Genomic DNA, 23,255 nt, shown 5'->3' on the forward strand with positions numbered 1-23,255 from the left:
AAAGCGATGAAAGCGATGATCGGAGATGGTCGTTGGAGGGTCGATTTTTTTCGTTAAGTGGTACCAGCGGCAAAGCCAGATGCGAACCGAATTGGTCTTGGCAGCCGGCGCCGCTCCCGGATTACGATCTCTGGTACGCCGTCAAAGGAAAAGGCGAAATGCGGATTAACCGGGTCTTGTACGACATTCGGCCGGGCGATTGTTTTATTTTGCATCCCGGTGACGAAATCAGGGCAAGCCAGCATCCAGATGATCCGCTGACCGTTCTGTATTGCCACTTTAGGGTCTCGAACGGCCATGCGAAAATCGAAGAAACCTCGCCGTCTCCCATGCCCGAAGACCGATGCGTCCGCATCAGGGACACCTACCGGATGGAGCCGCTCCTGCACCAGCTCGTCGATATGGCGACGAACCAGAAGTCCGGAGAAGAAGCCGAGTTCGACCTGCTGCTTAAGCTGATCCTGACCCGCTGGCACAGGGAAAAGGATAAGCGGCATGAGCCTGCGCGACACTATTATGTTGACCGGTTGATCCAGCAAGTTCATAACGAGATTCGGTTCCGCTTGTCGGAAACGATCGATTATGAGGTTCTGGCTGCTTCGGCGGGTCTAACCTCCCGTTATGTCAGCTTCCTCATGAAGCGGCATACCGGACTTACGCTCAAGGAGACGATCTCGAAGCTGAGAATGGAGAGGGCGGTCCACTTGCTGACAGAGACGGCCATGACCGTCACGGAGGTAGCCGAGGCGCTGGCCTACTCGGATATTTATACGTTTAGCAAGCTGTTCAAGCGATATTACGGGTATGCTCCATCCGAAGCAAGGACGAATAGATCCGATGCCCAAAAGTAACTTATTCCGAACGGACAACCGCGCGGCGCGACGTGTCCCATCGCCATGGGGATCCGCTTCGAAGGCGGAAGCCGCCCAGCCATTCATCTATTCTGAAATGCTCGGTCCAATCCGCTTCTCCGGCAAGCGTTCGGCGGCCAAGCTCCGTTAACGTGAAGAAGCTCTCCTTGAACTCGGGCGGATGCCCGTGAAAGTCGGGGAAGCTAGATGAACCTTCCTTATGCAGGAGCGGCTCCGGCTGCTCCGTCAGCTTCGCTAGACGAAGCCAATATTCCAGATCGCCTATGCCAAGCGAATGGAGGCGGCCCCCCACATAATCGAACAGCTCGTAAGGGCTGCCGATACCGCTTGCCGCGGCTTCCAGCGTTGCTTGCTCGATGCTGCCAAGCCCGTTATGGACGGAAGGCAGCCTCGACAAGTGGGCTTCGAGCGCGGCTCGCATGAAGGGCAGCCGGAATAAATCCGCTTGGAGCATCCGGTTGTGTTCCTCGATATCCGGCGAGGCATAACTTTCCCAAACCTTGCGCCCGAGTTCAAGCTCCTCGCTTCCTAGGAGCTTCCATGTCCCTGTCAGGGACATTAATTGTTCGGCAGTCAATTGACCGAGTCCCCGGAAATCCGGGATACCCGGGAATGAGCCGAGGCATAGCAGATTCAGCTTCGTATCGCCAAGCTGCTGTCCCGAGAAGTAGTGAAGAAGCTGGCTCAGCATCGTCTGATCGAACAGATCGTATTCGAACCATAATACGATTTCGTCGTGGCTCTTGTATTGCCGAAGCGTTTGTTCCTGCGCCCCGGAAATCGCGATATAATCATTCAGCGGAACGCCGAAAGCCTGTTCCATGAATTGGGCTCGCGTTAGTCGCGAGCGGCTTTCTGCCATATCGGGAAATACCGGACCGGCCGTATAGACTTCGCGCCAGACAAGAATATCCCCTTCGATGCCGCCTTGCTTTAGTTTATCGCCGACCGAGTCGCCATTGACAATGTGAAGCATGTCGCTGCCTCCTTCGTTCTTTTTTCTAACCGTATTATAAACGATCTCGCGCCGACTTCCATCCGAACGGTTGACATTCGATGGTCCATTCTCTATACTTGCTGTAATCTGATATGCAATATGCGACGAACGAGCGCAGTAGCGGCTTAATCCCTGTCTCAGAAAGCCGGGGGGCGATGGAACCCGGCACACATTAAGTCCCGCGAAATACACTCTGGAGCATCTCGGGTAATGCCGGGCGGAATGGCGAACGATATCTCGCCGCGAGTGGCACGTACGCCGCGATTCAATCGCGATGCAAGTGCAATTTGGGTGGTAACACGGTTAACGATCGTCCCTATGTCTTTTTAGACAAGGGGCGTTTTTTTGTTTAGGCAGAATGAACCCAATGAAGGAGCGTAACCGAAATGAACATTATCGACGAACTCGAATGGCGCGACGCCATCAATCAACAGACCGACGCGGAAGGACTCCGCGAACTGACGAACGAAAAGGCGGTCTCGCTCTACTGCGGCGTGGACCCAACGGGCGACAGCATGCATATCGGCCACTTGATCCCGTTCATGGTGCTGAAGCGGTTCCAGCTGGCCGGCCATCGTCCGGTCATTCTGATCGGGGGAGCGACGGGGACGATCGGCGATCCTAGCGGCCGGACGTCGGAACGTTCCTTGCAGACGCTGGAGCAAATCCAGGAGAACGTCGACGCGCTGACCGCGCAACTTCGGAAGCTGTTCGTCACCGACGGCGACAACAATATCCGGATGGTCAACAACTACGACTGGACGCACAAAATCAACGTCATCGAATTTCTGCGCGACTACGGGAAAAATTTCAGCATCAACACGATGCTCGCGAAGGACGTCGTGTCGAGCAGGCTGGAGAGCGGCATTTCGTTTACCGAGTTTTCGTACCAAATTTTGCAGTCGCTCGACTACCTGCACTTGTACCAGCATGAAGACGTACAGCTGCAAATCGGCGGTTCCGACCAATGGGGCAACATTACGAGCGGTCTGGACCTGATCCGGAAGAAGGAAGGAAGCGAAGCCAAGGCGTTTGGTCTCACGATCCCGCTCATGCTGAAAGCCGACGGCACGAAATTCGGCAAGACGGCCGGCGGAGCAATCTGGCTTGATCCGAACAAAACGACGCCGTTCGAATTTTACCAATTCTGGGCGAATACCGACGACCGCGACGTCGTGAAATACTTGAAATACTTTACCTTCCTGTCCAAGGAACAAATCGACGGGCTGGCGGAGAAGGTGCAGTCCGAGCCGCATAAACGCGAAGCCCAGAAGAAGCTGGCCGAAGAAATGACGAGATTCGTGCACGGGGAAGAGCTGCTGCAGCAGGCGCTGCGCATTACGGCGGCTTTGTTCACCGGAGACATCCAGTCGCTTACGGCTGACGAAATCGAGCAAGGCTTCAAGGAAATGCCGACGTTCGAAGCGACCTCGGAAGCCAAAAACATCGTCGACTGGCTCGTCGACCTTGGTATCGAGCCGTCCAAGCGCCAAGCGCGCGAAGACATTACGAACGGTGCCATCTCGATGAACGGCGAACGCGTCACCGATCTGGCACTTGAAGTGTCCGCGGGCCAAGCGATCGGAGGCCGGTTCATTATTATTCGCAAAGGCAAGAAAAGCTACAGCTTGGTGAAAATGTCTTAAGGATCCTAGCCGGTTAACACGAAACTCCCCTGCTTCCGAACGGAAGAAAGGGGAGTTTTTTTCGCATGCTGATCAACCCGTTGGCAACGGTTTTTTAGTTTTCGCCGGACAGAATAACCGCTTTAATGCGCTCGATGCCTTCCCACATGTCACCTTCTTGATCGAAAATGACGGATACCGGCGCGTCCGCGTTCGCTTGAGCGGCGATGTGGAGCAGCTTCAGCAACGATTCCTCGTTGATGGAGCCGTCTTCCTTGTAATCGGGTTTGGCATGGAAGGAATGGGCGGACGGCGCTCCGAACCGAATCCCCTCTTCTTTCTCGTGTTTGGCGAGGTTGCCGAAATCCACGATCGTGCCGATGGAATCGCCGGCGCCGTCCATAACGGCTGACCAACTGTTCACGGTAGAAGTCAACTCGCAGAAGTTCTCCGTGACGATGCGGACATCCTTGCTTGCCGCGTAATCGCCTAATTCGCGCAGCGCCTCGATGCTTCTCGCGATAGCCGCTTCGTCTCCCGCAGGCTGCTCACCCGCGACGATCCGCACGGCGGAAGCTCCCGCTTGCGCAGCCGTATCCACCCAACCTTTTAGATAATGAATATCGGACAATCTGCGAACGGGATCCGGCGACGAGATGTCACCATAATCGACGAGCAGCGTATGGAACGTTACTCCTGCGTCCCCGAACGCTTGTTTCAGCGAGCTCAAATACGTCTCTTCGCGCGAAGGGAAATGGAAATGGCAAAGCTCCAAATAAACGAGCCCCTTTGATGAAGCGATGGCCGGCAATTCGAGCAAGGTGAAATTGGCGGGCTGCTCGTCCGCGGCAACGGCCTGCGTCTTAATCGATTCATCCCAGACGGTCCAGCGCAACGGGCCCAAACACCGATGAAGACTCCAGCTGCTGATCGATAAACGTTGACGAAACATTTTGATCACACTCCAATTCTGTTGAACGTTATACATCCAGCGTAGACCTTGAAGCTAATCAATACAAGCCGACGATTTACTTTGTTTATATGCGATTGTGGCAATACTCATGGGATGGCTCCCGCTCGGCATAGGATGAAGTAGGGCCCGTGCGGCCAAAATGCTCAAAGCGAGGTGCCGGCATGATTAAAAAATATAGAGGTTTCTTGATCGGATTGGCGATGGGAGGTTTGCTGATGACGGCTTTGCCAACGATGGCCGCGACGCAGAAGACGACGTATTCGCTAACGGAGGCCACGTATCCGATTGTTGTTGACGGAGCGACGTATTCGGATTCGCAATTGCCGATATTGAATTACAAAGGAAATACCTACGTACCGCTAAGGGCGGTCGGCGACATGCTTGGCGCATCCGTCATATGGGACGAAGCCCGGAGACGCGTCGTCATCCAATCCGGGCACGTGCCGTCGCCGTGCAACAACGCCTTTTGCAACATTAGGGTCAGCGGCTCGGGCGGCCAATACATCGTATCGGGCGAAGGCAGAGTATTCGAAGCGGTAATGAACTACTCGGTCGAGGACGGACACAACTATTTGCTTGAAAACCATCACATGCTGGATGAAGGCGCCCCCGCCTGGTCGCCGTTCACGCTCGATATTGTCATTCCGCCGGAAAAGCTGCCGGCGAACGGTACTTTAACGTTGGAGTTGTTCGAATACAGCGCCAAGGACGGCAGCCGAATCAACGTGCTGAGCATTCCGCTGGAAACGTTCGGGCCTTGAATGAAATGATAATGGTGAAGGGAGCCTTGACGGGCTCCTTTGTCCGTTTAAGGACGGTATTTCTGGTTATGCAACCCTTCGTTCGCAACTATCCATTCCTAGAAAACGTTACTCATATGGAGTAATATGTAAATCGAAAGAAGGAAAATGGAGGCAAACGATGAAGATCGTAATAAAGGCAGGCATTTTATTGCTCTTGATATGGGTTTTTGCCTTTATTGGCTACCAGGCTTATGGGACGTGGTGGAATCCGCCTGCCATCAAAAAGAAAACCGAAGCGTTTTTGGAGTGCATCCAGTCGCAAAAATTCGATGAAGCCGTTACGTTGTTTGGCGGGTCAATCGGCTACGACAACTGGGTATCCGATATGCGAAAGCTGCATGACGGGCAAGGTTTTCAGCTTGCAGCCTATCAAAATGTGAGAGCCGAATATGACGACGGCAGCTTCAGCACGGGACACGCCGATCTGATCTTCGAGATAGACGGGAAATCGATAACCACGCAAGCCATACTTACATTCGGACCGGGCGGCATGCCTAAACAAGTTTGCGCGATAACCCCGCCTGGCATCAAGCAGGGAGCGATCCCGGAATTGGAAGAATGGAATAAGTTAGTTTGCGGAGGTTCTTTCTAATGGGAGGAAGGGATCAACTGGCTTAGTCACCGATGCGGTTTTTGAGGACAAGGATCGTAATCTAAGCTAAACTGGAAAGAGATATTAATAGGTTCGAACGATTTTCATACAACCATTTCAAAGGAGTTAATCACCGTGGGATATGATCGTAACTGGGCTGGCAATTACACGTATAGCGCTGCGGAATGCCTTGTTCCGGAGAGCATCGAACAGGTTCAAGAGCTGGTTGCCCGAAGCAATCGGATCAAGGTACTCGGCACTCGCCACTCGTTTAACGGAATCGGGGATACGAAAGCCTCGCATCTCTCGCTCGAACGGTTAAATCGAGTCATCGCGTTGGATCGCGAGAATCATAGGGTAACGGTCGAAGGCGGAATCAGGTACGGTGAGTTATGCGGCTATCTCTACGAAAACGGGTACGCCCTTCATAATCTCGCTTCGTTGCCGCACATTACGATAGCTGGCGCGTGCGCGACGGCTACGCACGGCTCCGGAGACCGGAACGGCAATCTGGCGACGGCTGTGCATGCCATCGAGATTGTCAAGGGAGACGGGGAAACGATCATGTTCTCCCGCGATCAACAAGACGGGGAACTGGCCGGGGCAGTCGTCGGTCTCGGCGCGCTTGGCGTCGTGACGAAGCTGACGCTGAATGTCGTACCGTCCTATCGGATGGCCCAACACGTCTATGAGAATTTGCCTCTATCGAAGCTGGAAGAGCATTTCGAAGCGATAGTTTCCGGCGGTTATAGCGTCAGCTTATTCTCGGATTGGAAGAAGCCTGAGTTCAATCAGGTATGGATCAAAAGGTTGCTGACGGATCCGTCGCTCGTCCATGCAACGCCGGAATATCACGGCGCAACGCTCGCCGGCGCGAACATGCACCCGGTGCCGGGTTACGCGGCGGACAATTGCAGCGAGCAGCTGGGAATCGAAGGCTCATGGCATGAACGCCTTCCGCATTTCCGGATGGACTTTACGCCAAGTGCCGGCGAAGAGCTGCAGAGCGAATATTTTGTTGCCAGAGAGGATGCTTATCGGGCACTTCGCGGAATCGAACGGCTGCGGGCGCACATATCCCCGCTGCTCTACGTGTCGGAGGTTCGAACGATCGCCGCCGACGATCTGTGGATGAGTCCATGTTACAAGCAGGATTCAGTCGCCATCCATTTTACATGGAAGCCGGACCCGGCAGCGGTTAGCCGTGTATTGCCCATGATCGAGGAGGAGCTTGCTCCGCTAGGTGCGCGACCGCATTGGAGCAAGCTGTTCGCGATGACAGCCGAGCGGCTGCAGCCGCTCTACGAGAAACTTCCGGATTTCAGGGAGCTCATCCGGGGCTGCGATCCGCAGGGGAAATTCCGGAACGAGTATTTGGAACGTTATATTTTGGATTGATCAAATATCGAAATAGATGCTTGCGGCGGTGATCGTAAATGAGCTATCCGAATGAATTGTGGGAAAATACGCGGCTGCGGCAGAAGTCGTACCCGATCCAGCTGTTCCGGAATAAAGCCGAGAGCAAGCTGGCGGGAGAGTGCGTTCTTTATTTGCACTGGCATGAACATTTGGAATGGATCATGATCAGGCGAGGGAAAGCGATCTTCCATATCGACAGCCGTCCGGTTGAGGCAGGTCCAGGCGATATGCTGCTGCTTCCCGGCGGAAGCTTGCATGTCGGATATGCGCAAGCCGACGGCGACGTGGCCTATGATTGCATCGTATTTAACGCGTCGTTGTTCAATGAATGGGTGAATGATCCGGTTCATGCCCGGCTCGCGGTGCCCTACTTGACGGGGCTTGCTCAATTCCCTCTCATCATCCCGGCGCAAGAGGCTTGGGGAGATCGATACCGATCCGGATTGGAAGACATAATCGAGGAGCTTGCGCATAAGGAGGAAGGCCATCAGCTCGTCGTCAAAGCGAAATTATATGCCCTATTCGTGCTTTTGGTTCGCCACAGCGAGCATGCGCAGCCTGCGTCAAGGAAAGCAGAGCCGTTTTTTGCGAACATGGACCGCTTCAAGCTGCTCATTGACTGGATCGGCGAAAATTACGCGGAGAAGCTTTCCGTCCGTCAGGGGGCGGAGATCGTGCGGCTGGATCCATTCCACTTCTGCAAACAATTCAAAAAGCTGACGGGACGGACCTTCATCGAATACGTCAACGTCTGCCGGGCGAACGAGGCGGAGCGCATGCTGCTGACGACCCAGGCAACCGTCGGCGAAATCGCGCTTAAAGTCGGGTGCGAGAATGCCAATTATTTTACGAGAATGTACAAGCAGTACAAAGGCATGACGCCGACCGCGGCAAGGCGGCGCTAAACCGTTAAAGGCAGGGATAACATGTTCTCTTTTACAAGTCTCGAAGGAAAAAGAGTTAAATTAGTCCCGTTGGAGCGCGCGCATACGCATCCGCTTTTCGAAGCGGCGCAGGCGCCGGAGATTTGGGCGCATTATCCGATTACGATCGAAACCTTTGCCGATATGGAGAGTTTTGTATCGAAGGCATTGGAAGGACGCGAACGAAATGAACAATATCCGTTTGCCGTCTTTGACAAAGAACTAGGCAAGTTTGTAGGATCCACTCGATATTTAAGAATCTCGGAAGCGAACAATAACCTGAATATCGGATCAACCTGGTACGCTCCCGAGGTTTGGAGAACCGGAGTAAACACGGAAACCAAATATTTGATGTTGAAATATGCTTTTGAAATCCTTCAAGTAAACAGAGTGGAAATTGTAACGAGCACTGATAACAAAAGATCTCAGAGAGCGATAGAAAGACTAGGCGCCGTAAAAGAAGGGGTCTTAAGAAAGAAGTACCACAACTTGGACTACATCATTTACAGCATCATTCCAGATGAATGGGAAGCCGTTTCGCATCGGTTAGAAGGGTTTTTGGAAGAGTAAACGATCATGCAAGGGTTAACCGCTTGCTTAAGGAAGTGACTACTATTCCGATAAGCTTGATTTTCGTCATGATACTTACCGTACTCATTCACGCTTCGGACACGCTGTCCTATTCCATTCGATATGCAGGGGTTAGGGTAGGGAAATACGCCGTTGCTTTATCGCTCTCGGGAATCGTTGTTCTCGTCTCCAGAACGTCGAATTTAATACAAGCTCCGATAACCGGCAATATGGTGGATGAAGCAAGAGACAATATGGATTATCCAATCGAAGCTTATTTTCGAATGATACTGGGAGCTTCTTCGATAGGGACGATCATTGCGATCATCCTTTTTCCTACCGCGGTGTTTATAGCTGCCAGATTAATTGCGAGGTTCGAAGAGGCGGGCTCGATCCCGCGATTAATGACGACCGTGGGCTTCAATCAAATCAAAAGCGCCAAATCGTTAATCAAAGCCCCTACATTCCGAATGTTAAGTTCATTACGAATCTACGGGATACCGAAACGGCTTCTATTGCTAAACTGTTTCGTAACCGCCATCTTTACGACGGGGGTCATGTCATCCCTATACGCCTCGTTCTTGAATTCGGAGAATAGCATGGCGGCTTCGCAAGCTTCCGGCTTGATCAACGGCATTGCCACGATTATTCTTACCATCATCATCGATCCCAAAATCGCGCTGCTCACGGACAAGGCATTAAAAAACGAAAAAGAAAAAACCAGACTAGGCAAGGTGTTCGGGTTATTGATGATCTCAAGATTGGCAGGAACGTTGCTGGCTCAGCTCGTTTTTCTTCCGGCGTCCTATTGGATTTATTGGATAGTCGGTTTCATATGATTGGAGTAATCCTATTCATGAGAGGATGATGATAAGCATGCTAGAGAAGTTGGAGCATATGCAAATTCCCGTTAAAGACTTAAGCAAGTCGGTTGAATGGTATGTGGAGCATCTGGGATTTTCGTTACGGGGGAAATCGGAAAGAGATCAACATGCTTTTCTGACCCTGCCTGAAGGTCCGATGCTCATGTTATGGGAAACGAAGGACGAATCGAAAGCGAACTTTATACATAACGGACAACTTATGCCGGTTCTCCTCTATCGAACGCAGCATATTCATCAGCTCCATGAAAATCTTAAACGGATCGACGTTGAGATAACCTTTTTCCAGGACGAAGGTTTCGGATGGGTTTTGAAATTTATCGATTTAAACGGCAACATGTGGGGCGTCATCCAATTACATGATCTATGAAGGAGGTAACCCACCTATGAACGCGATAAAAGCGGTTCTCTTCGATTTGGATAATACGCTGCTGGATCGAACGAGCACTTTTGGACATTTTACGAGATTGCTGCTGAACAGGTATTTTAATCATTTGGAGTCGACGAATGAGCTTTTTGATCGGATCGTTGAACTGGACGAGGATGGATACAAGGACAAAAACGTTTTATTCGCCGAATTAATCGAAGAGCTGCCTTGGAAATCGAAACCACCCGTCAACGAGTTGATGGACTTTTATCGGGCGGAATACGTGAATAGCGCCGTATTGATGAGCCATGCAAGTGAAGTCATTGCCCACGCTAGAACGAAGTACCGAACGGGACTGATTACCAACGGAAGAAACGCCATTCAATATGGAAAAATCGATCGGTTAGGCATTAGAGATCTCTTTGATCTGATCATCGTGTCGGAAGAAGCCGGCGTAAAGAAACCCGATCCGAAAATTTTCGAAATGGCGCTCGACAGGCTCCGGTTAAGCTCCGAACAATGTTTGTACGTTGGGGATCATCCCGTGAACGATATGGAAGGCGCCGCTAGAATCGGGATGCAAACGATCTGGATCAAGGTCAATCATCCGTGGAAGGAAGGCTTAACGGCAAGTCCTGTATACACCATCGATCAACTATCCGAATTGTTGGAGCTGATCTAAGATTCAAAAGTCGTAAGGGGGATGTAAAATGAGCGAATTCAGCGCAAGTTATCATCTGAAGACGGATGATCGGAATCAGGTTGTGAAGCTAATCCGAGATTCGGGTAATACGGGTTTTGTGTTTGAAGAAACCAATGGATGGGTAACGTTTTTGATCGAAGGTCCAGCCTTCGATATCAGTGAATCGGTCATCTCTTGCAACCCTGGGATGCTGGTCCATTATTCGCATGCCGAAGACCACGGGTGGGAGCTGCGGATCTTTAATAAAGACGAGATTGTATTTGATTACACATGCGATTGGACGGATGATATTCAAATCCGGAAGGAGCTATTCGATCTTGATCTCATTAAGGAATTAGTGATCAATCAAGGGAATTCGACGGCTGACCTTGAAGGCCTATTTGATTTAAAGGATTTTGATTTTGATCAATCGCCGGCATTTGCGTTTGCCGAGTTGATCGGTCTTGTTCATTATGAATGGTTATCCGCCGATTATGTGAGCAAAGATGAGTTAGATGAACATGTCATTTACGTCGAATAATTCGAAGCAGGAAGGGGGGGATACGAAAATTGGATGATATTCGATTTCCGATAGGCTCGTTTCAACCGATTAGCGTTTCTTCCCACGAAGAGAGAGCGACTTGGATACACGAATGCTCACAAATCGTCAACTCATTGAGGAGCAAAATCGGCGGCCTTCGACCGGAGCAATTCAATGTTCCTTATCGCCCCGATGGATGGACCATCAAACAGATCATTCATCATATGGCCGACAACGATATGAACGCCTATCTGAGGTTCAAGAGGGCGCTCACTGAAGCCGAACCGCTGGCCAGCTCCTACCGAGAGGATCTGTTTGCCGAACTCGTAGACTACACTCATACGCCTGTCGAACTTTCGATCCTCCTTCTGGAAGCCTTGCATCAACGATTCGTCATCCTGCTCACAAGGCTGCGACCTACCGATTTTGAACGGAAACTAACCACTCCGTTATTAGGAAGCATCACATTGGACATAGCCTTGCAAAGGTTCGTATGGCATAACAAACATCATATATCGCAGATCGAATCTTTTGTAAAAAGAATGGAATGGTGAATCGCCATACAAGGAGGCGGCCTTCATGAAACGGTCGATAGGGATGATCATGATCATGCTTTCGTTGTTATGCGCCTGTTCGAACGAAGCTGAACCCGAGCGTCGCGAGCGTCGCACGATTTTCGAATCGGAAGGGGAGTACTGGAAAGCTGTAGTCGACAATACGGTATTGGAGCGGAACGGCAAACGTTATTTCCAAATCCGATACGCCTATTTAGGCGATCCTAACGACCTCGATCACGTTAAAAAAATCGTTTTTGCGCAAGGCACTTCCTTAGGGACGCAGGTCGTGACCGAGTTTGAACCCGCGAAGGGCAAGGAATCAGGCGAGTTTCTGATCGAATACGATTTGATTCAGGACGGTGAAGGTTATTCGGCTCTTGATGCCATCGAAAAGGATCGGCTTAATATCCAAATCGAATGGGAAACGAGCGAACGTGCTTTTGAGGATGAAATCAAGTAATAAGAGAGGATGCGAGATCCATATGACAAAACGACCAGGAACCGATGAGTACGCATCGTATTACGAAAATTATGTTCGTCAAGTCCCGGAAGGGGATATTCTTGAACAACTGAAGGGCAATTTTGAACCGATGATCACCTATTGGTCCTCGTTGTCCGAAGAGCAGGCGTTATACCGGTATGGCGCTGATAAGTGGAGCTTGAAGGAAGTGCTGGGTCACATTGTCGATACCGAAGCGATTATGAGCTACCGCCTGCTGCGTATCGCAAGAGGAGATACAACCCAGCTTGCGGGATTTGACCAAGATCCGTATATCCCGACGGCGATGTTCGATTCCGTTCCTCTGCCCGATCTGATCGAAAGGTACGAGAGCACTCGCCGATCCACGCTGTCGTTGCTCCGCACATTGCCGGAGGAAGCATGGTCCAGAAGGGGCAATGCGAACGGCAAAGATGTAACGGTGAACGCGCTTGCTTATATCATTGCGGGCCACGAGCTTCATCATATGAACGTAATCAAGGAACGTTATACGTTGTCCGGTTTAACGAGCGAGTAGAAAGAACCTAGAAGTATGGTGACACCAGCATAGTCCGACCGCACGCTGCGAGCTGCGAGTGGCGCAGACAAGAAAGCCATTGTTCTTGCATTTTAACGGAATCAGTTGCCGTTATTCGGCTCATTTAGTTCAATTTGAAAATCTAACGGATGCATAAGGCGTTATTTATGATTCTTAGCCTGAAAAACGTCATTTTCAATAGAATAAAAGCGCGGAGTTCCGTTAGATATCCATAGAGGCTCAAAATCGCGTAATAAGAGCACGGAGTTCCGTTAGATCAACGAATGGTTAAGGTAACTTCGGGGCGAGCGAACTAGCAGTCTACTGAAACAGTCGTACCAACGAAGGCCTTCATTCCCCGTTATCGGAGATGAGGGTCGTTTTTCGTGGGTTAATAAGTGGAAACCGATTATCGGAAGCGTACATAATGGGCATGAATGAAGTCATCGACGATAAGAGAGGGGTTGCCTTCAACCTATGAAAGCATTGATATTCGAACAATTCGGCGGCCCGGAAGTATTAAAATACGCCGAGCTGCCGCGGCCTAAGGTTTCCGAGGGAGAGGTGCTGGTCCAAACGGCGTCCATCGGGCTTAATTTCGCGGATGTGTATCGCCGTAAAGGGCATTATCATTTGGAGGGCAAACCTCCGTTTATTTTGGGTTATGAAGGATCGGGAATTGTCGCGGAGGTAGCTCAAGGCGTGAAAGGGATCCAGATCGGCGATCGCGTTGCATTCGCCGATGTGCCATTCGCCAATGCGGAGATCGTGCGTGTGCCGTTCGAGCGAATCATTCCTTTGCCTGAGCATATCTCGTTTGAACAAGCAGCATCCGTGCTGCTCCAAGGGTTAACGGCCCATTATTTGACGAACGACAGTTACTCCGTGAAGCTGAACGACGAGGTGCTCGTTCATGCCGCAGCGGGCGGCGTCGGACAGCTTCTGACGCAGCTATGCAAGCTGAAGGGCGCACGCGTCATTGGGCTTACGTCATCGGACGACAAGCGGGCAAAAGCACTGGAAGCGGGGGCAGACGAGGTGCTTTTATACCGGGAAGGCTGGTCCGACGCCGTAAAACGTTGGTCAATGGAAGGAGGAGGCGTCCATGCCGCCTATGATTCGGTTGGGGTTACGCTCATGGAGAGCTTCGCTGCCGTACGGCCGAGAGGAACCGTCGTATTCTATGGCATGGCTGGCGGAGACCCGCCGCATGTCGATCCCCGGATGCTGATGGATTCGTCCAAGACGCTTACGGGAGGAGATTTGTGGAACCACGTCACGAGCAAGGACGAGCGGATCGAACGGGCGAATGAATTGTTCGCCTTCCTCCGCGACGGCCGGCTAAAATTGGAGTCTCCGACGATTTTCCCGCTGTCCGAAGGCGCGGAGGCCCATCGGCTATTGGAAAGCCGGACAAGCACGGGTAAAATTTTGCTTCGTCCTTAGCGGCAGTCCAAGCTCGACTTTATTGACGCTTAAGGTCGGCGCTTCTTATAATCAATGTATGAATACCTTAAAACCATAATTTAGCAGCTGCAGGTTTGGAGTCAGATTCACTATACGAATTGCAAAATTGAAGTGTAGGAGGATTCCATGAAAGCAATTGTATGCACGGCTTATGGTTCGCCGGATGTGCTTCGTCTTGCGGATGTCGAGAAACCGTCACCTAAGGACAAAGAGGTATTGATCCAAATCCACGCGACGACGGTTACCTCGGGCGATTGCAGAGCACGGAGCTTCGAATGCCCAACCCTTTATTGGATCCCGATGCGGATCGTTCTCGGTTTCACGAAACCAAGGCAGCCGATCCTGGGCGTGGAATTCTCCGGCGTGGTCGAGTCGGTCGGAAAGCAGGTCACGCGATTCAAACCGGGTGACCAGGTGTACGGGTTATCGGGTATGAGGTTCGGCGCTTACGCCGAGTATGCCTGCATGCCTGAAGCCGGCGTCATGGCCGTCAAACCGGCGAACGTTTCGTTCGAGGATGCGGCTGCCGTAGCGTTCGGGGCAACGACGGCTCTGCATTTTTTTCGCAAAGGTAAGCTGGGCAGCGGTCAACGCGTGTTGATCTACGGCGCTTCGGGAGCGGTCGGAACGGCAGCGGTGCAAATCGCGGCTGCGCTTGGAGCGGAGGTGACGGGCGTATGCAGCACGGCGAACATGGGATTGGTGAAATCGCTTGGAGCCAGTCGCGTCTTCGATTACACCAAGGAGGATTTTGCGGCAAGCGGCGGTCCGTACGATTTGATTTTCGATGCGGTGGGGAAAACGTCAAAGGCTGCTTGCAAGAGCGCGCTGGCTCAGAACGGGACATTCGTGTCCGTTGAAGGGCAGGGCATGGCCAAGGAGCTGTCCCAAGACTTGGCATACATGAACGGTTTAATGGAGGCGGGAATTTATCGGCCGGCGATCGATAGGCGTTATCCGCTTGACCAAGTTCCGGAAGCGCACGGATACGTGCAGGAAGGTCGGAAAAAAGGCAATGTCGTCATAACGGTACGGTGAGCGCCACTGCATATACGGCCGTCCGCGGGTGAAATTCGTTATAATCGTTTGATGAATTGCGAAGGGAGCCGGCCGCCTTTTATAATGGGAATCGAAAGGTGGTCGGTAAATATGGCAAATCAGTTTGCCGGAACTAGAAGCAGCTCATGCAGAGCCTAGTTGGTTAGGGCGATACTTTGCATGGGCGGACGGGATATCGGAACAGAAGTCGCCCGATCGAACAAGCTATCGTTTCGAAGAATGGGCTCTGCTGCTTATTTGATCAAAACAAACAAATAAGGAGCTGTATCCTATGCAACCATTCATTAGAAACCATCAATATAACGTCATTCGCAAGCAAGCGGCTTTGCTGGAGCGCGCCTGCGCGACCGTCGCCGATCCGAAAGTCATCGAAGCGGTGCGGTACAGCACAACGACCAGAACGATAGAAGCATTCCCGAACGCGACGGAGGAACAGCTCGGCCTGCTCGAGCAGATCGCGGTGCTTCGAACCTCCGAACAGTTCCAGCTTTACCTGCAATCGTTTGAGCCGTATATGGCAGAATTCCCCTCCTTGACGGCGAAGCAGGCGAATCGATTGTTCCCGAAGGTCAAAAAATTGAAGTTACCCGATTTGGCGGCTATCGACTATAGGTTCGTGACGTATGTCGGATGGACCGATGTAGCCACGGGCCGCATGTATATCGTCTATGAGCGGGATGGCCGATTCGTGGGCATCGAAGGAAGGTTTACGCCCGCGAAGAAAGGCGTATGTTTCCTGTGCAATAGGCATGAAGAGGTCGCTTTGTTCACATCCGTGTCCAAGTTACGACCGGCCAATGCTTCGCCGGATTATTACATGGCCATCGGCAACTATATGTGCGTAGACAGCGGCGCCTGCAACAAAAATATAACGGACCTCGCGGCGCTGGAGAAATTTCTTCAGGCGGTCGTCGGTTCATAGGGAAAAGGAAGCGGCGCGCACCTACCGGTGAGCGCCGCTTTTTGGCATGCGAATTCGCGATGTCGGTTATCCCTTCATGTAAGTCGAAATATCGACTTTCATCCCGCTACGCGCGCTCTCGACCGCAGCCAGCACCATGGCCATGCTATGGATGTTGTCGCTGCCCGCCGTTTCCGGCTGACGGCCTTCCGCGAGCGCCGCGAACATCTCCTGCAGGCAGCCGTTGTGGAAGGTAAACGGCATGTCGATTTTCTCGCCTTCGACCTTGTTGTATTCGTTCAGGAACTTGCCTTCCTGCGAACCGGGCGCCAAAGTCTCGGCATAAGGGAATTCTTTGCCATCCCATATCGCGGTCCCCTTATCGCCGACGACCCGCCAAGCGGCCTCCCATGAAGTCGGCGCGCCTTCCGCGCACCAGGAACCGCGATAGTCGAACACGGAACCGTCCGACATTTCGAAGATGCAGAGGGCCATCGCGCCGCCCGAGTACCATGATCCCGGTGGATTAAATTCATGACAATACACGGACACGGGGTTGGCTCCGGTAATAAGTCTTGCCTGATCGAACGTATGGATGGCCATATCGAGCAATAACGGGCTTTCCATGGCATCGCGAAATCCGCCGAAGTGGGGCCCGAGGAAAAAGTCGGCGCCAAGGTATCCGACCTTGCCGATCGTTCCGTCCGTTACCAGCTTGCGAAGCGAACGAATACGAGGATCGTACCTGCGGTTCTGCATCACCGCATGCGTTCGGCCGAGCTTCTCCGATAGCCGTACCAAATCCGAGCATTGGCGCATCGTCTCCGCAAGCGGCTTCTCGCTGAACACGTTGCTGCCAAGTTCCATCGCGGCGGATGCGATGCCGAAGTGGCTGGCCGGAATCGACACGTCGAAGACCAGATTGGCTTTCGTCTCCGCAATCGCTTCCCGGATATCCGCGAACACGGGGCAGGAAAGCCCTTTCCGCTCAGCAAGCGCGATGGCCGCTTCCGGCTTAATATCGACTAATCCGACGATAGAGGCATCCGAACGACTCAAGGCATAGTCGACCCAAGCGTTCGCCATGCCTCCGCAGCCGGCCACAACAATACGATAATCGGTTGTCATTCTTTGAACCTCCCTTTAGAGCGTGCAACCCTATTATAGTGCAGTTCTATCCCGATTTCGTTATCCGATCTTGGCGGAATATTGCCCGATCTTGTGTTAAGATAGCGGAGAAAACACAATTCGAGGGGGGAGAAACGGAAATGATGAACCCAATCGACAAGCCAGTCGTTGAATCCATGCTCCGGAGTTATGTCGGGGCGGATGTTTACCTTCATAGTGAAGCAACTTCATTCATGTTCGTTCGCAATTTTAAAGTCAACGTAACGCATGCTTTCGTGGCTGGGGAAGGTCCGGTCTACCGCGCCGCGCTCCGCTTCGACGGGCACGGGTGGCTGAGAATGGAAGCGCTCACCCATTATGAAGCAGAAGGGGATAGCCGGCTTCTGCTTGCGGGATATGACGACAGAGGCCGCATGAACGTAGCGCTGCATATCGGAAAGGAGCCGTTTTCGGAATGAAACGCAAAGAGAATGAAAAGGCGCGCAAATTATTAGCCGTATTCGCACATCCCGATGACGAAACGTTTATTTGCGGGGGAACGCTTGCGAAATATGCCTGCGAAGGCGTTGACATTACGCTCGTGAGCGCTACCCGCGGCGAGATGGGCAGGAGGATGGGCAATCCGCCTTACTTGAACCGGGAGTCGATGCCGGCCGCTCGGGAGGCGGAATTGCGGGAAGCGTGCGAGCATTTGGGAATCCGCGATCTCCGATTTTTCGATATTAGGGACAAAACGGTCGAGTTCGAGGATGCCGCGATGCTTGAAGCGAGAGTGTTCGATTTGATCGAGGAGATCGAGCCGGACATCGTCCTTACGTTCCACGAAAGATTCGGCGGCCATCCGGACCATTGCGCGATCGGCAAAGCGGCGACCGCCGCCTATCGGAGGGGCGGTCGCCGAGGCGGACTGTATTTCATCACGTTCGGGAACGCGATGGAGCAGCCCGAGCGGTTTGGATACAGCCGGGAGCACGTCGTCAAGATCGACGTTCGCGCGCAGCGGGCTTCGAAGCTTGCCGCTTACCGCGCCCATCGCTGCCAGACCGAGATCGACGAGTGGGTATGGCTTCCCGACGAGGAAGCGATGAGGCATTTCGGCAGTCATGAATATTTCCTGGTAGGGGACAAGCAAGTCCCTCGTAGGAGCCCGCATGATTTATTTTAACTCAACTTTCGCAGCATGAAATTGGCCAGCAAGCCATGATGGAGCTGGGGTAAGTCGACAGCCATTGCTGGAGATGACTCTAGGTTGGGGTGGGATCCCCATGGTACCGTCGCGAGAACCAGAAATGCTGCGATTCTACATCAATTCGTCACCGTTTTGCTTCAAAAAACGGAGATTGATGCGATTGTACAGTATTTTTTTCCAATACACCTTGAAAAGCGCTTTCGGCAAGAAAAATGATGCAGAATCGCATCATTCCTTCAAAATGGATCGCTCAGCTGCAGGAAATGATGTATGTTTGCAGCAACTACAGGAATAAATGCATGGCCGGAGCTTCCAACTCATCGCGTCGCATGTCTTAACCCTCCATTAAACTCGGAATTCCAAGTCCATTTAGCGCTGCGAAAGTTGTGATTTTTAAGATAACGAACGCCGCTAAGGTTTGGAAGTATCCTCCAGAGCGGATGCGGCCAAGGATTGGATGACCGAGTTATCCATGGGAGGGTTGTGCAGGCCCGCTCGGACATCGCGGTAGTATCTCTCTAGCGGAAGGCTGCGGGACAAGCTGGCGCCGCCGACGATACGCATGGCACGGTCTACGACGCGAATCGCGTTGTTCGTTACCGTATACTTGGCGAGACCGAGCTCGGGCTTTAGCGCCGGCCGGTTATCCTTCTCCCGATCCCAACGATCGGCGGCCGCGAATAAAAGCGTTCTCGCGGTACGCAATTCGATCTCCATCTCGCCAATGGCCATCTGCACGGCGGGGAGAGACGCGATCGGCTTGTCCGTGTAATTAGGCTGGTAGGTGCGGGCAAACTCGAGGGCGTAATCCCTTGCCGCCATGGCGATGCCCATATAACATGCGGGAATATGAAGCAGCCAGCCGCCGCCGTCGTCGATACCTTTCCCGGAGATCCGGTCGCCTTCGCTAACGAACGCGCCGTCCAGCACGACATCGTGGCTGCCGGTGGCTCGCATCCCTAACGAATCCCAGGTTTCGACGACACGGACTTGCGCGGACTGTCTAACCAAAAATTCGCTCGTGACTCCTTCATCCGTAAGATAAGCGGATACAACGAAGCGGTCTAGCACAGGGGACAACGTACTGAATGTCTTGCGTCCCGTCAATCGCCATCCGCCTTCCGCCGGAACCGCGACCGTCTCGGGCTTCCCGCCTCGGCTTGGACTGCCCGTAGCCGCTTCGCTCGCGAACGTGTTGATCATCGTTCCGTCCCTGACGACCGATTCGCATAATTCGGCGAACAAGCTTTTCTGCCATTTGCCCGTCGCGCCAAAATGGAAGATTTGACCGATATGCCAACCGACGGCGAGCGCGGTTGCTCCGTCTCCGTAGGCCAGCCTTTCCTGTAGCAGCACGAGTTCATATAACGAGATTCCGTCCCCGCCGTATTCGGGAGGAACGGTTAGTTTCAAATAGCCTGCTTCCCGCAGGTCGGCGAAATTTTCGAACGGGAAGGACCCCTCGCGGTCATGTTTCTCGGCCCTCTCCGCAAACCGGGCAGCCAGCGGCTCGACTGTCTTCACCCGTCTCCATTCTTTTTCGTTTCGGATATAACGATCGATGTATCGCGTCATCCTATCCGCTCCTTCCCGCTTTTCGTTCATTTATGTTACATCATACACTTATTTTGAATGTTGGACTATACGGGCTAAGCGTAATCTACTGATCCTAAGCCGAAAAGGATTCGCAACTGTCAAGTGGAATATTATAGTAGCCAGAATAAGGAGATGCAAGAGAGGAGCTAGCCTGATGGAAAACATCATTAACTATTACAGCGCTTTCGACGAGTGGGGGCGTCTTGACCGGGAGCCGCTTGAATTTCAAGTGAACCTGCATCATATGCTGGCGAATCTGCCTGCTTCCGGCCATATTTTGGATAACGGCGCCGGGCCGGGCAAATATGCCATGGAGCTGGCTAAACGCGGTTATCAAATGACGCTGTCCGATTTGACCCCGAAGCTCGTGGATATCGCCAAGGAAAAAGCGAAGGAGTCGTCATTGCTTGATCAATTCCGTGGATTTCATGTTGCGGATGCACGCGATCTGGAGCCCTTCCCTGACCAACAATTTGACGCGGCATTAATGTTAGGTCCGCTCTATCATCTCCAGAAGGCGGAAGACCGAATCAAAGCAGTACGAGAATTGCATAGAGTAACGAAAACCGGAGGGCTCGTTTTTGTTGCTTTTATGTCCAAAACGCGCTTTTTGACGACTTCGATCCTGCATCCTGAAGCGTGGAAGCCGAACCATACCGCGCAAGGCATCGAGAGGTTTTTGGAGTCGGGGGAATTTAACCACCAGGACGAAGGCAGATTTACCGGAGCCTATTATTTTGAAATAAACGAGATTAAACCTTTTATGGAGGAGCAGGGCTTCCAAACGCTGAAGCTGATCGGCTCAAGCAGCATAGCCGGGGCGATGAAACAGGAGCAGTGGGATTATTGGCGGCAGCGAGGAGAAGCGGAATACAATCAGATTATGGAATGGGTGCTGAAGGAGTCGGAGAACCCCCATCTGCTAGGGACGGCATCGCATCTGTTGTATATCGGTGTAAGAGACGAGGAACGAAAGTAATTGCATATAGAAGAGAGGAGAGGACTAGATCATGGGAGCAGCAACCGTAGGAGCGTCATTTGGTATGATTTCAATCTTGCTATTATTTTTTTACCTTGTATTAGCGGGTCTGGGCGTATATTGTTTGATTTTATTCATCAGGCTCGCTCATCGAGGGATCAAAGCATTAGATATTTATATAGATGAAAAGTCCAATAGAATTCATTAAGGCCTTGAAGTTACAATCTCAGCAAATATTTACAGGAGGTTCTAGCGATGAATTCGCCTACAATTCTTTCTAGTACAAATGACGAATCAAATGATGTAAGAAAAAAACTCATTGCGTTTAATTCTAGACATGTACCGAACGGCATCTATGAAGAGGTTAATTTATGCATAAAAAATGACAAAGAAGAAATCATTGCCGGTCTCAATAGCGCGATATGCTGGAACTGGATGGAGATCGATATTTTATGGGTAAGCGATGACCATCGCGGACAAGGGTACGGCAAACGTTTATTGGAAAAAGCAGAACAAGTAGCAATACAGAATAATTGCGATTTTATAAAATTAAATACGTTCAGTTTCCAAGCTCCGGAATTTTACAAAAAGTATGGCTACAAGGTAATCGCAATCATCGAAGATGCTCCTACCGGATATAAACACTACTATTTTAAGAAGGATCTAAATAGACAATAGGAGGGCGGTTTCATTGAACGTTGCCGACATCTTCGGGGATTTGCCTGTGCTTGAGACGGAACGAACGTTATTGCGGAAAATAACGATGGCCGACGCATACGACATGTTCGAGTATTGTTCGGACGAGGCGGTTTCGGAATATACGACATGGTACGCGCACAAAACGCTTGAAGACACGAAGGTGTTCATCGAGCGTGTCTTGCATGCATACGGGAACAGCGATATCGGGCCTTGGGGAATCGTGGATAAACAAACATCGAAATTAATCGGAACCTGCGGATTCGTCTATTGGAATACCGTGCACGCGCGAGCAGAGGTGGGCTATGCTTTATCGCGCGCTTACTGGAATAAAGGGATCATGTCGGAAGTCGTGAGCAGGATCATCGATTTCGGATTCCGGGACATGCAGCTCGTCAGACTCGAGGCCAGGTGCCTACTGCCAAACATAGGCTCGGCTAAGGTGATGGAAAAAACGGGAATGGCTTTCGAAGGCACGCTGTGCAAAAATGTATTCACCAAGGGAATGCACCATGACCTCAAGTTGTTCGCGATTATCAACGACAATATAGAATGAAGAAGAGGTTCGTTATGCGCCAATACAGCTTGTTGGAAAATCTATTGTTTCCTTCAACGCCTCTGAACGGCGAGAAGCTTCGGCGCGCCCTGCAGGGCAGAACAATCGTCATTACGGGCGCCAGCTCCGGCATCGGGGAACGGCTTTCTTATTTGCTCGGCCAGTGCGATGCGCATCTCATCTTGACGGCTAGAAGAGTAGAGAAGCTGCAGAAGATCAAAAAAGAAATCGAGCAGATTGCTCCCGCATCCGCAAAGGTGACCGTATATGACGCCGATCTGCGGAACGAGGAGGAGCTGGATGGTTTTTTGGCTTTTATTCATTCGTTGCCAACCGCGCCGAATATCGTCGTCAGCAACGCGGGGTTATCCATCCGCCGTTCCATCTTCGATTCGCTGGACCGGTCCCATGATTTCGCCAGAACGATGGCGATCAACTACACGGCGCCCGTCCGACTGCTTCTGTCCGTCATCCCGGAGCTGGAGCGCAATCGCGGACAGATCATCAACGTCTCTACGATTAACGTCGCGCTGATCCCGTTCCCGCACTGGGCGGCATACCAAGCGTCCAAAGCCGCCTTCGACACGTGGTTCCGATCGGCTTCGCCCGAGCTTCACGCGAGAGGCATCGCGACGACATCGGTTTATTTGCCGCTCGTACGCACGCCGATGATCGCCCCGACGGACGCTTACGCGAAAATGCCCGCGATGAGCGCCGACCATGCGGCGCGGCGGATCGCGAAGTCGATGTATACGAAGCAACGTACGGTTCGGCCTTGGTGGCTGCCTTTCGGGCAGCTTGCTTCGATCTGGGGCAGAGGCATATGGGAACGCGTCGCCCCAAGCCGATTGCGCCGAAAGGAGTAA

General features: G+C 52.0%; 28 protein-coding genes. 24 read left to right on the forward strand and 4 right to left on the reverse strand.

Annotation, left to right across the window (positions count from 1 at the left end; genetic code table 11):
* Positions 1–32 precede the first annotated feature (32 nt).
* Complete coding sequence (locus tag RB620_RS14150; RefSeq protein ID WP_308095295.1) at positions 33–851, forward strand: helix-turn-helix transcriptional regulator; 819 nt, start codon at positions 33–35, stop codon at positions 849–851.
* Between the two features lies 1 nt (position 852).
* On the opposite strand, the gene RB620_RS14155 is transcribed toward RB620_RS14150, so the two are convergent.
* Entirely contained in the window at positions 853–1,848 is a 996-nt protein-coding gene (locus RB620_RS14155; RefSeq protein ID WP_308095297.1) for a DUF1835 domain-containing protein, read from the reverse strand.
* A gap of 407 nt (positions 1,849–2,255) precedes the next feature.
* Between RB620_RS14155 and tyrS the strand changes: the two genes are divergently transcribed.
* Positions 2,256–3,515, forward strand: a complete 1,260-nt coding sequence (tyrS, locus tag RB620_RS14160) for a tyrosine--tRNA ligase (RefSeq protein WP_308095299.1) — start codon at positions 2,256–2,258, stop codon at positions 3,513–3,515.
* A gap of 94 nt (positions 3,516–3,609) precedes the next feature.
* Here the strand turns inward: tyrS and RB620_RS14165 are convergent, their stop codons facing one another.
* Positions 3,610–4,446, reverse strand: a complete 837-nt coding sequence (locus RB620_RS14165; RefSeq protein WP_308095301.1) for a sugar phosphate isomerase/epimerase family protein — start codon at positions 4,444–4,446, stop codon at positions 3,610–3,612.
* A gap of 182 nt (positions 4,447–4,628) precedes the next feature.
* On the opposite strand from RB620_RS14165, the gene RB620_RS14170 reads away from it, so the two are divergent.
* The 15 genes from RB620_RS14170 (at position 4,629) to RB620_RS14240 (ending at position 16,266) form a co-directional block, all read left to right on the forward strand.
* Entirely contained in the window at positions 4,629–5,228 is a 600-nt protein-coding gene (locus tag RB620_RS14170; protein WP_308095302.1) for a Gmad2 immunoglobulin-like domain-containing protein, read from the forward strand.
* A 160-nt stretch (positions 5,229–5,388) separates the two neighbouring features.
* A complete protein-coding gene (locus RB620_RS14175) occupies positions 5,389–5,862 on the forward strand; it encodes a hypothetical protein (protein ID WP_308095304.1) in 474 nt (157 codons plus the stop codon).
* 135 nt (positions 5,863–5,997) lie between these two features.
* Positions 5,998–7,260: an FAD-binding protein gene (locus RB620_RS14180; protein WP_308095306.1), complete on the forward strand. Its 1,263-nt coding sequence runs from the start codon at positions 5,998–6,000 to the stop codon at positions 7,258–7,260.
* Between the two features lie 38 nt (positions 7,261–7,298).
* A complete protein-coding gene (locus RB620_RS14185) occupies positions 7,299–8,186 on the forward strand; it encodes an AraC family transcriptional regulator (protein ID WP_308095307.1) in 888 nt (295 codons plus the stop codon).
* Between the two features lie 21 nt (positions 8,187–8,207).
* Positions 8,208–8,774: a GNAT family N-acetyltransferase gene (locus RB620_RS14190; protein WP_308095308.1), complete on the forward strand. Its 567-nt coding sequence runs from the start codon at positions 8,208–8,210 to the stop codon at positions 8,772–8,774.
* Positions 8,775–8,797: 23 nt separating this feature from the next.
* Positions 8,798–9,613, forward strand: coding sequence for a lipid II flippase family protein (locus tag RB620_RS14195; RefSeq protein ID WP_308095310.1), 816 nt, complete (start codon positions 8,798–8,800; stop codon positions 9,611–9,613).
* A 37-nt stretch (positions 9,614–9,650) separates the two neighbouring features.
* Positions 9,651–10,025, forward strand: a complete 375-nt coding sequence (locus tag RB620_RS14200) for a VOC family protein (RefSeq protein WP_308095311.1) — start codon at positions 9,651–9,653, stop codon at positions 10,023–10,025.
* Between the two features lie 16 nt (positions 10,026–10,041).
* Positions 10,042–10,704 (forward strand): HAD family hydrolase, encoded by a 663-nt coding sequence (locus RB620_RS14205; RefSeq protein ID WP_308095312.1) that lies wholly within the window; start codon positions 10,042–10,044, stop codon positions 10,702–10,704.
* A 28-nt stretch (positions 10,705–10,732) separates the two neighbouring features.
* On the forward strand, positions 10,733–11,245 hold the full coding sequence (locus RB620_RS14210; protein ID WP_308095314.1) for a hypothetical protein: 513 nt from the start codon (positions 10,733–10,735) through the stop codon (positions 11,243–11,245).
* Positions 11,246–11,274: 29 nt separating this feature from the next.
* A complete protein-coding gene (locus RB620_RS14215; RefSeq protein WP_308095315.1) occupies positions 11,275–11,799 on the forward strand; it encodes a YfiT family bacillithiol transferase in 525 nt (174 codons plus the stop codon).
* Between the two features lie 25 nt (positions 11,800–11,824).
* Positions 11,825–12,262 carry a hypothetical protein gene (locus RB620_RS14220; RefSeq protein WP_308095317.1) on the forward strand — a complete coding sequence of 146 codons (438 nt, stop codon included), beginning with the start codon at positions 11,825–11,827 and terminating at the stop codon, positions 12,260–12,262.
* Positions 12,263–12,284: 22 nt separating this feature from the next.
* The gene (locus RB620_RS14225; protein ID WP_308095318.1) at positions 12,285–12,818 is read left to right on the forward strand and encodes a DinB family protein; all 534 of its coding nucleotides are present in this window, start codon (positions 12,285–12,287) and stop codon (positions 12,816–12,818) included.
* Positions 12,819–13,295: 477 nt separating this feature from the next.
* Positions 13,296–14,264, forward strand: a complete 969-nt coding sequence (locus RB620_RS14230; protein ID WP_308095320.1) for a quinone oxidoreductase family protein — start codon at positions 13,296–13,298, stop codon at positions 14,262–14,264.
* Positions 14,265–14,411: 147 nt separating this feature from the next.
* Positions 14,412–15,323, forward strand: coding sequence for an NAD(P)-dependent alcohol dehydrogenase (locus RB620_RS14235; protein WP_308095321.1), 912 nt, complete (start codon positions 14,412–14,414; stop codon positions 15,321–15,323).
* Positions 15,324–15,615: 292 nt separating this feature from the next.
* Positions 15,616–16,266: a FusB/FusC family EF-G-binding protein gene (locus RB620_RS14240; protein WP_308095323.1), complete on the forward strand. Its 651-nt coding sequence runs from the start codon at positions 15,616–15,618 to the stop codon at positions 16,264–16,266.
* 66 nt (positions 16,267–16,332) lie between these two features.
* Here the strand turns inward: RB620_RS14240 and RB620_RS14245 are convergent, their stop codons facing one another.
* A complete protein-coding gene (locus RB620_RS14245; protein WP_308095324.1) occupies positions 16,333–17,373 on the reverse strand; it encodes a Gfo/Idh/MocA family protein in 1,041 nt (346 codons plus the stop codon).
* A gap of 140 nt (positions 17,374–17,513) precedes the next feature.
* On the opposite strand from RB620_RS14245, the gene RB620_RS14250 reads away from it, so the two are divergent.
* Positions 17,514–17,831, forward strand: a complete 318-nt coding sequence (locus RB620_RS14250; protein ID WP_308095326.1) for a DUF1806 family protein — start codon at positions 17,514–17,516, stop codon at positions 17,829–17,831.
* Positions 17,828–18,538, forward strand: a complete 711-nt coding sequence (locus RB620_RS14255) for a PIG-L family deacetylase (RefSeq protein WP_308095328.1) — start codon at positions 17,828–17,830, stop codon at positions 18,536–18,538. Before RB620_RS14250 ends, RB620_RS14255 begins: the two co-directional genes overlap by 4 nt.
* Before the next feature lie 435 nt (positions 18,539–18,973).
* On the opposite strand, the gene RB620_RS14260 is transcribed toward RB620_RS14255, so the two are convergent.
* A complete protein-coding gene (locus RB620_RS14260; RefSeq protein WP_308095329.1) occupies positions 18,974–20,137 on the reverse strand; it encodes an acyl-CoA dehydrogenase family protein in 1,164 nt (387 codons plus the stop codon).
* A gap of 175 nt (positions 20,138–20,312) precedes the next feature.
* On the opposite strand from RB620_RS14260, the gene RB620_RS14265 reads away from it, so the two are divergent.
* From RB620_RS14265 to RB620_RS14285, 5 genes are read left to right on the forward strand one after another with little or no spacing between them, the layout of a single operon-like run.
* Positions 20,313–21,137: a class I SAM-dependent methyltransferase gene (locus RB620_RS14265; protein ID WP_308095331.1), complete on the forward strand. Its 825-nt coding sequence runs from the start codon at positions 20,313–20,315 to the stop codon at positions 21,135–21,137.
* 31 nt (positions 21,138–21,168) lie between these two features.
* On the forward strand, positions 21,169–21,345 hold the full coding sequence (locus RB620_RS14270) for a hypothetical protein (RefSeq protein ID WP_308095332.1): 177 nt from the start codon (positions 21,169–21,171) through the stop codon (positions 21,343–21,345).
* 47 nt (positions 21,346–21,392) lie between these two features.
* Positions 21,393–21,815 (forward strand): GNAT family N-acetyltransferase, encoded by a 423-nt coding sequence (locus RB620_RS14275; RefSeq protein ID WP_308095333.1) that lies wholly within the window; start codon positions 21,393–21,395, stop codon positions 21,813–21,815.
* A gap of 13 nt (positions 21,816–21,828) precedes the next feature.
* Positions 21,829–22,389: a GNAT family N-acetyltransferase gene (locus RB620_RS14280; RefSeq protein WP_308095334.1), complete on the forward strand. Its 561-nt coding sequence runs from the start codon at positions 21,829–21,831 to the stop codon at positions 22,387–22,389.
* A 14-nt stretch (positions 22,390–22,403) separates the two neighbouring features.
* Positions 22,404–23,255 carry an SDR family NAD(P)-dependent oxidoreductase gene (locus RB620_RS14285; protein WP_308095336.1) on the forward strand — a complete coding sequence of 284 codons (852 nt, stop codon included), beginning with the start codon at positions 22,404–22,406 and terminating at the stop codon, positions 23,253–23,255.

The organism is Paenibacillus sp. LHD-117 (assembly GCF_030929555.1).
GTDB lineage: Bacteria > Bacillota > Bacilli > Paenibacillales > Paenibacillaceae > Pristimantibacillus.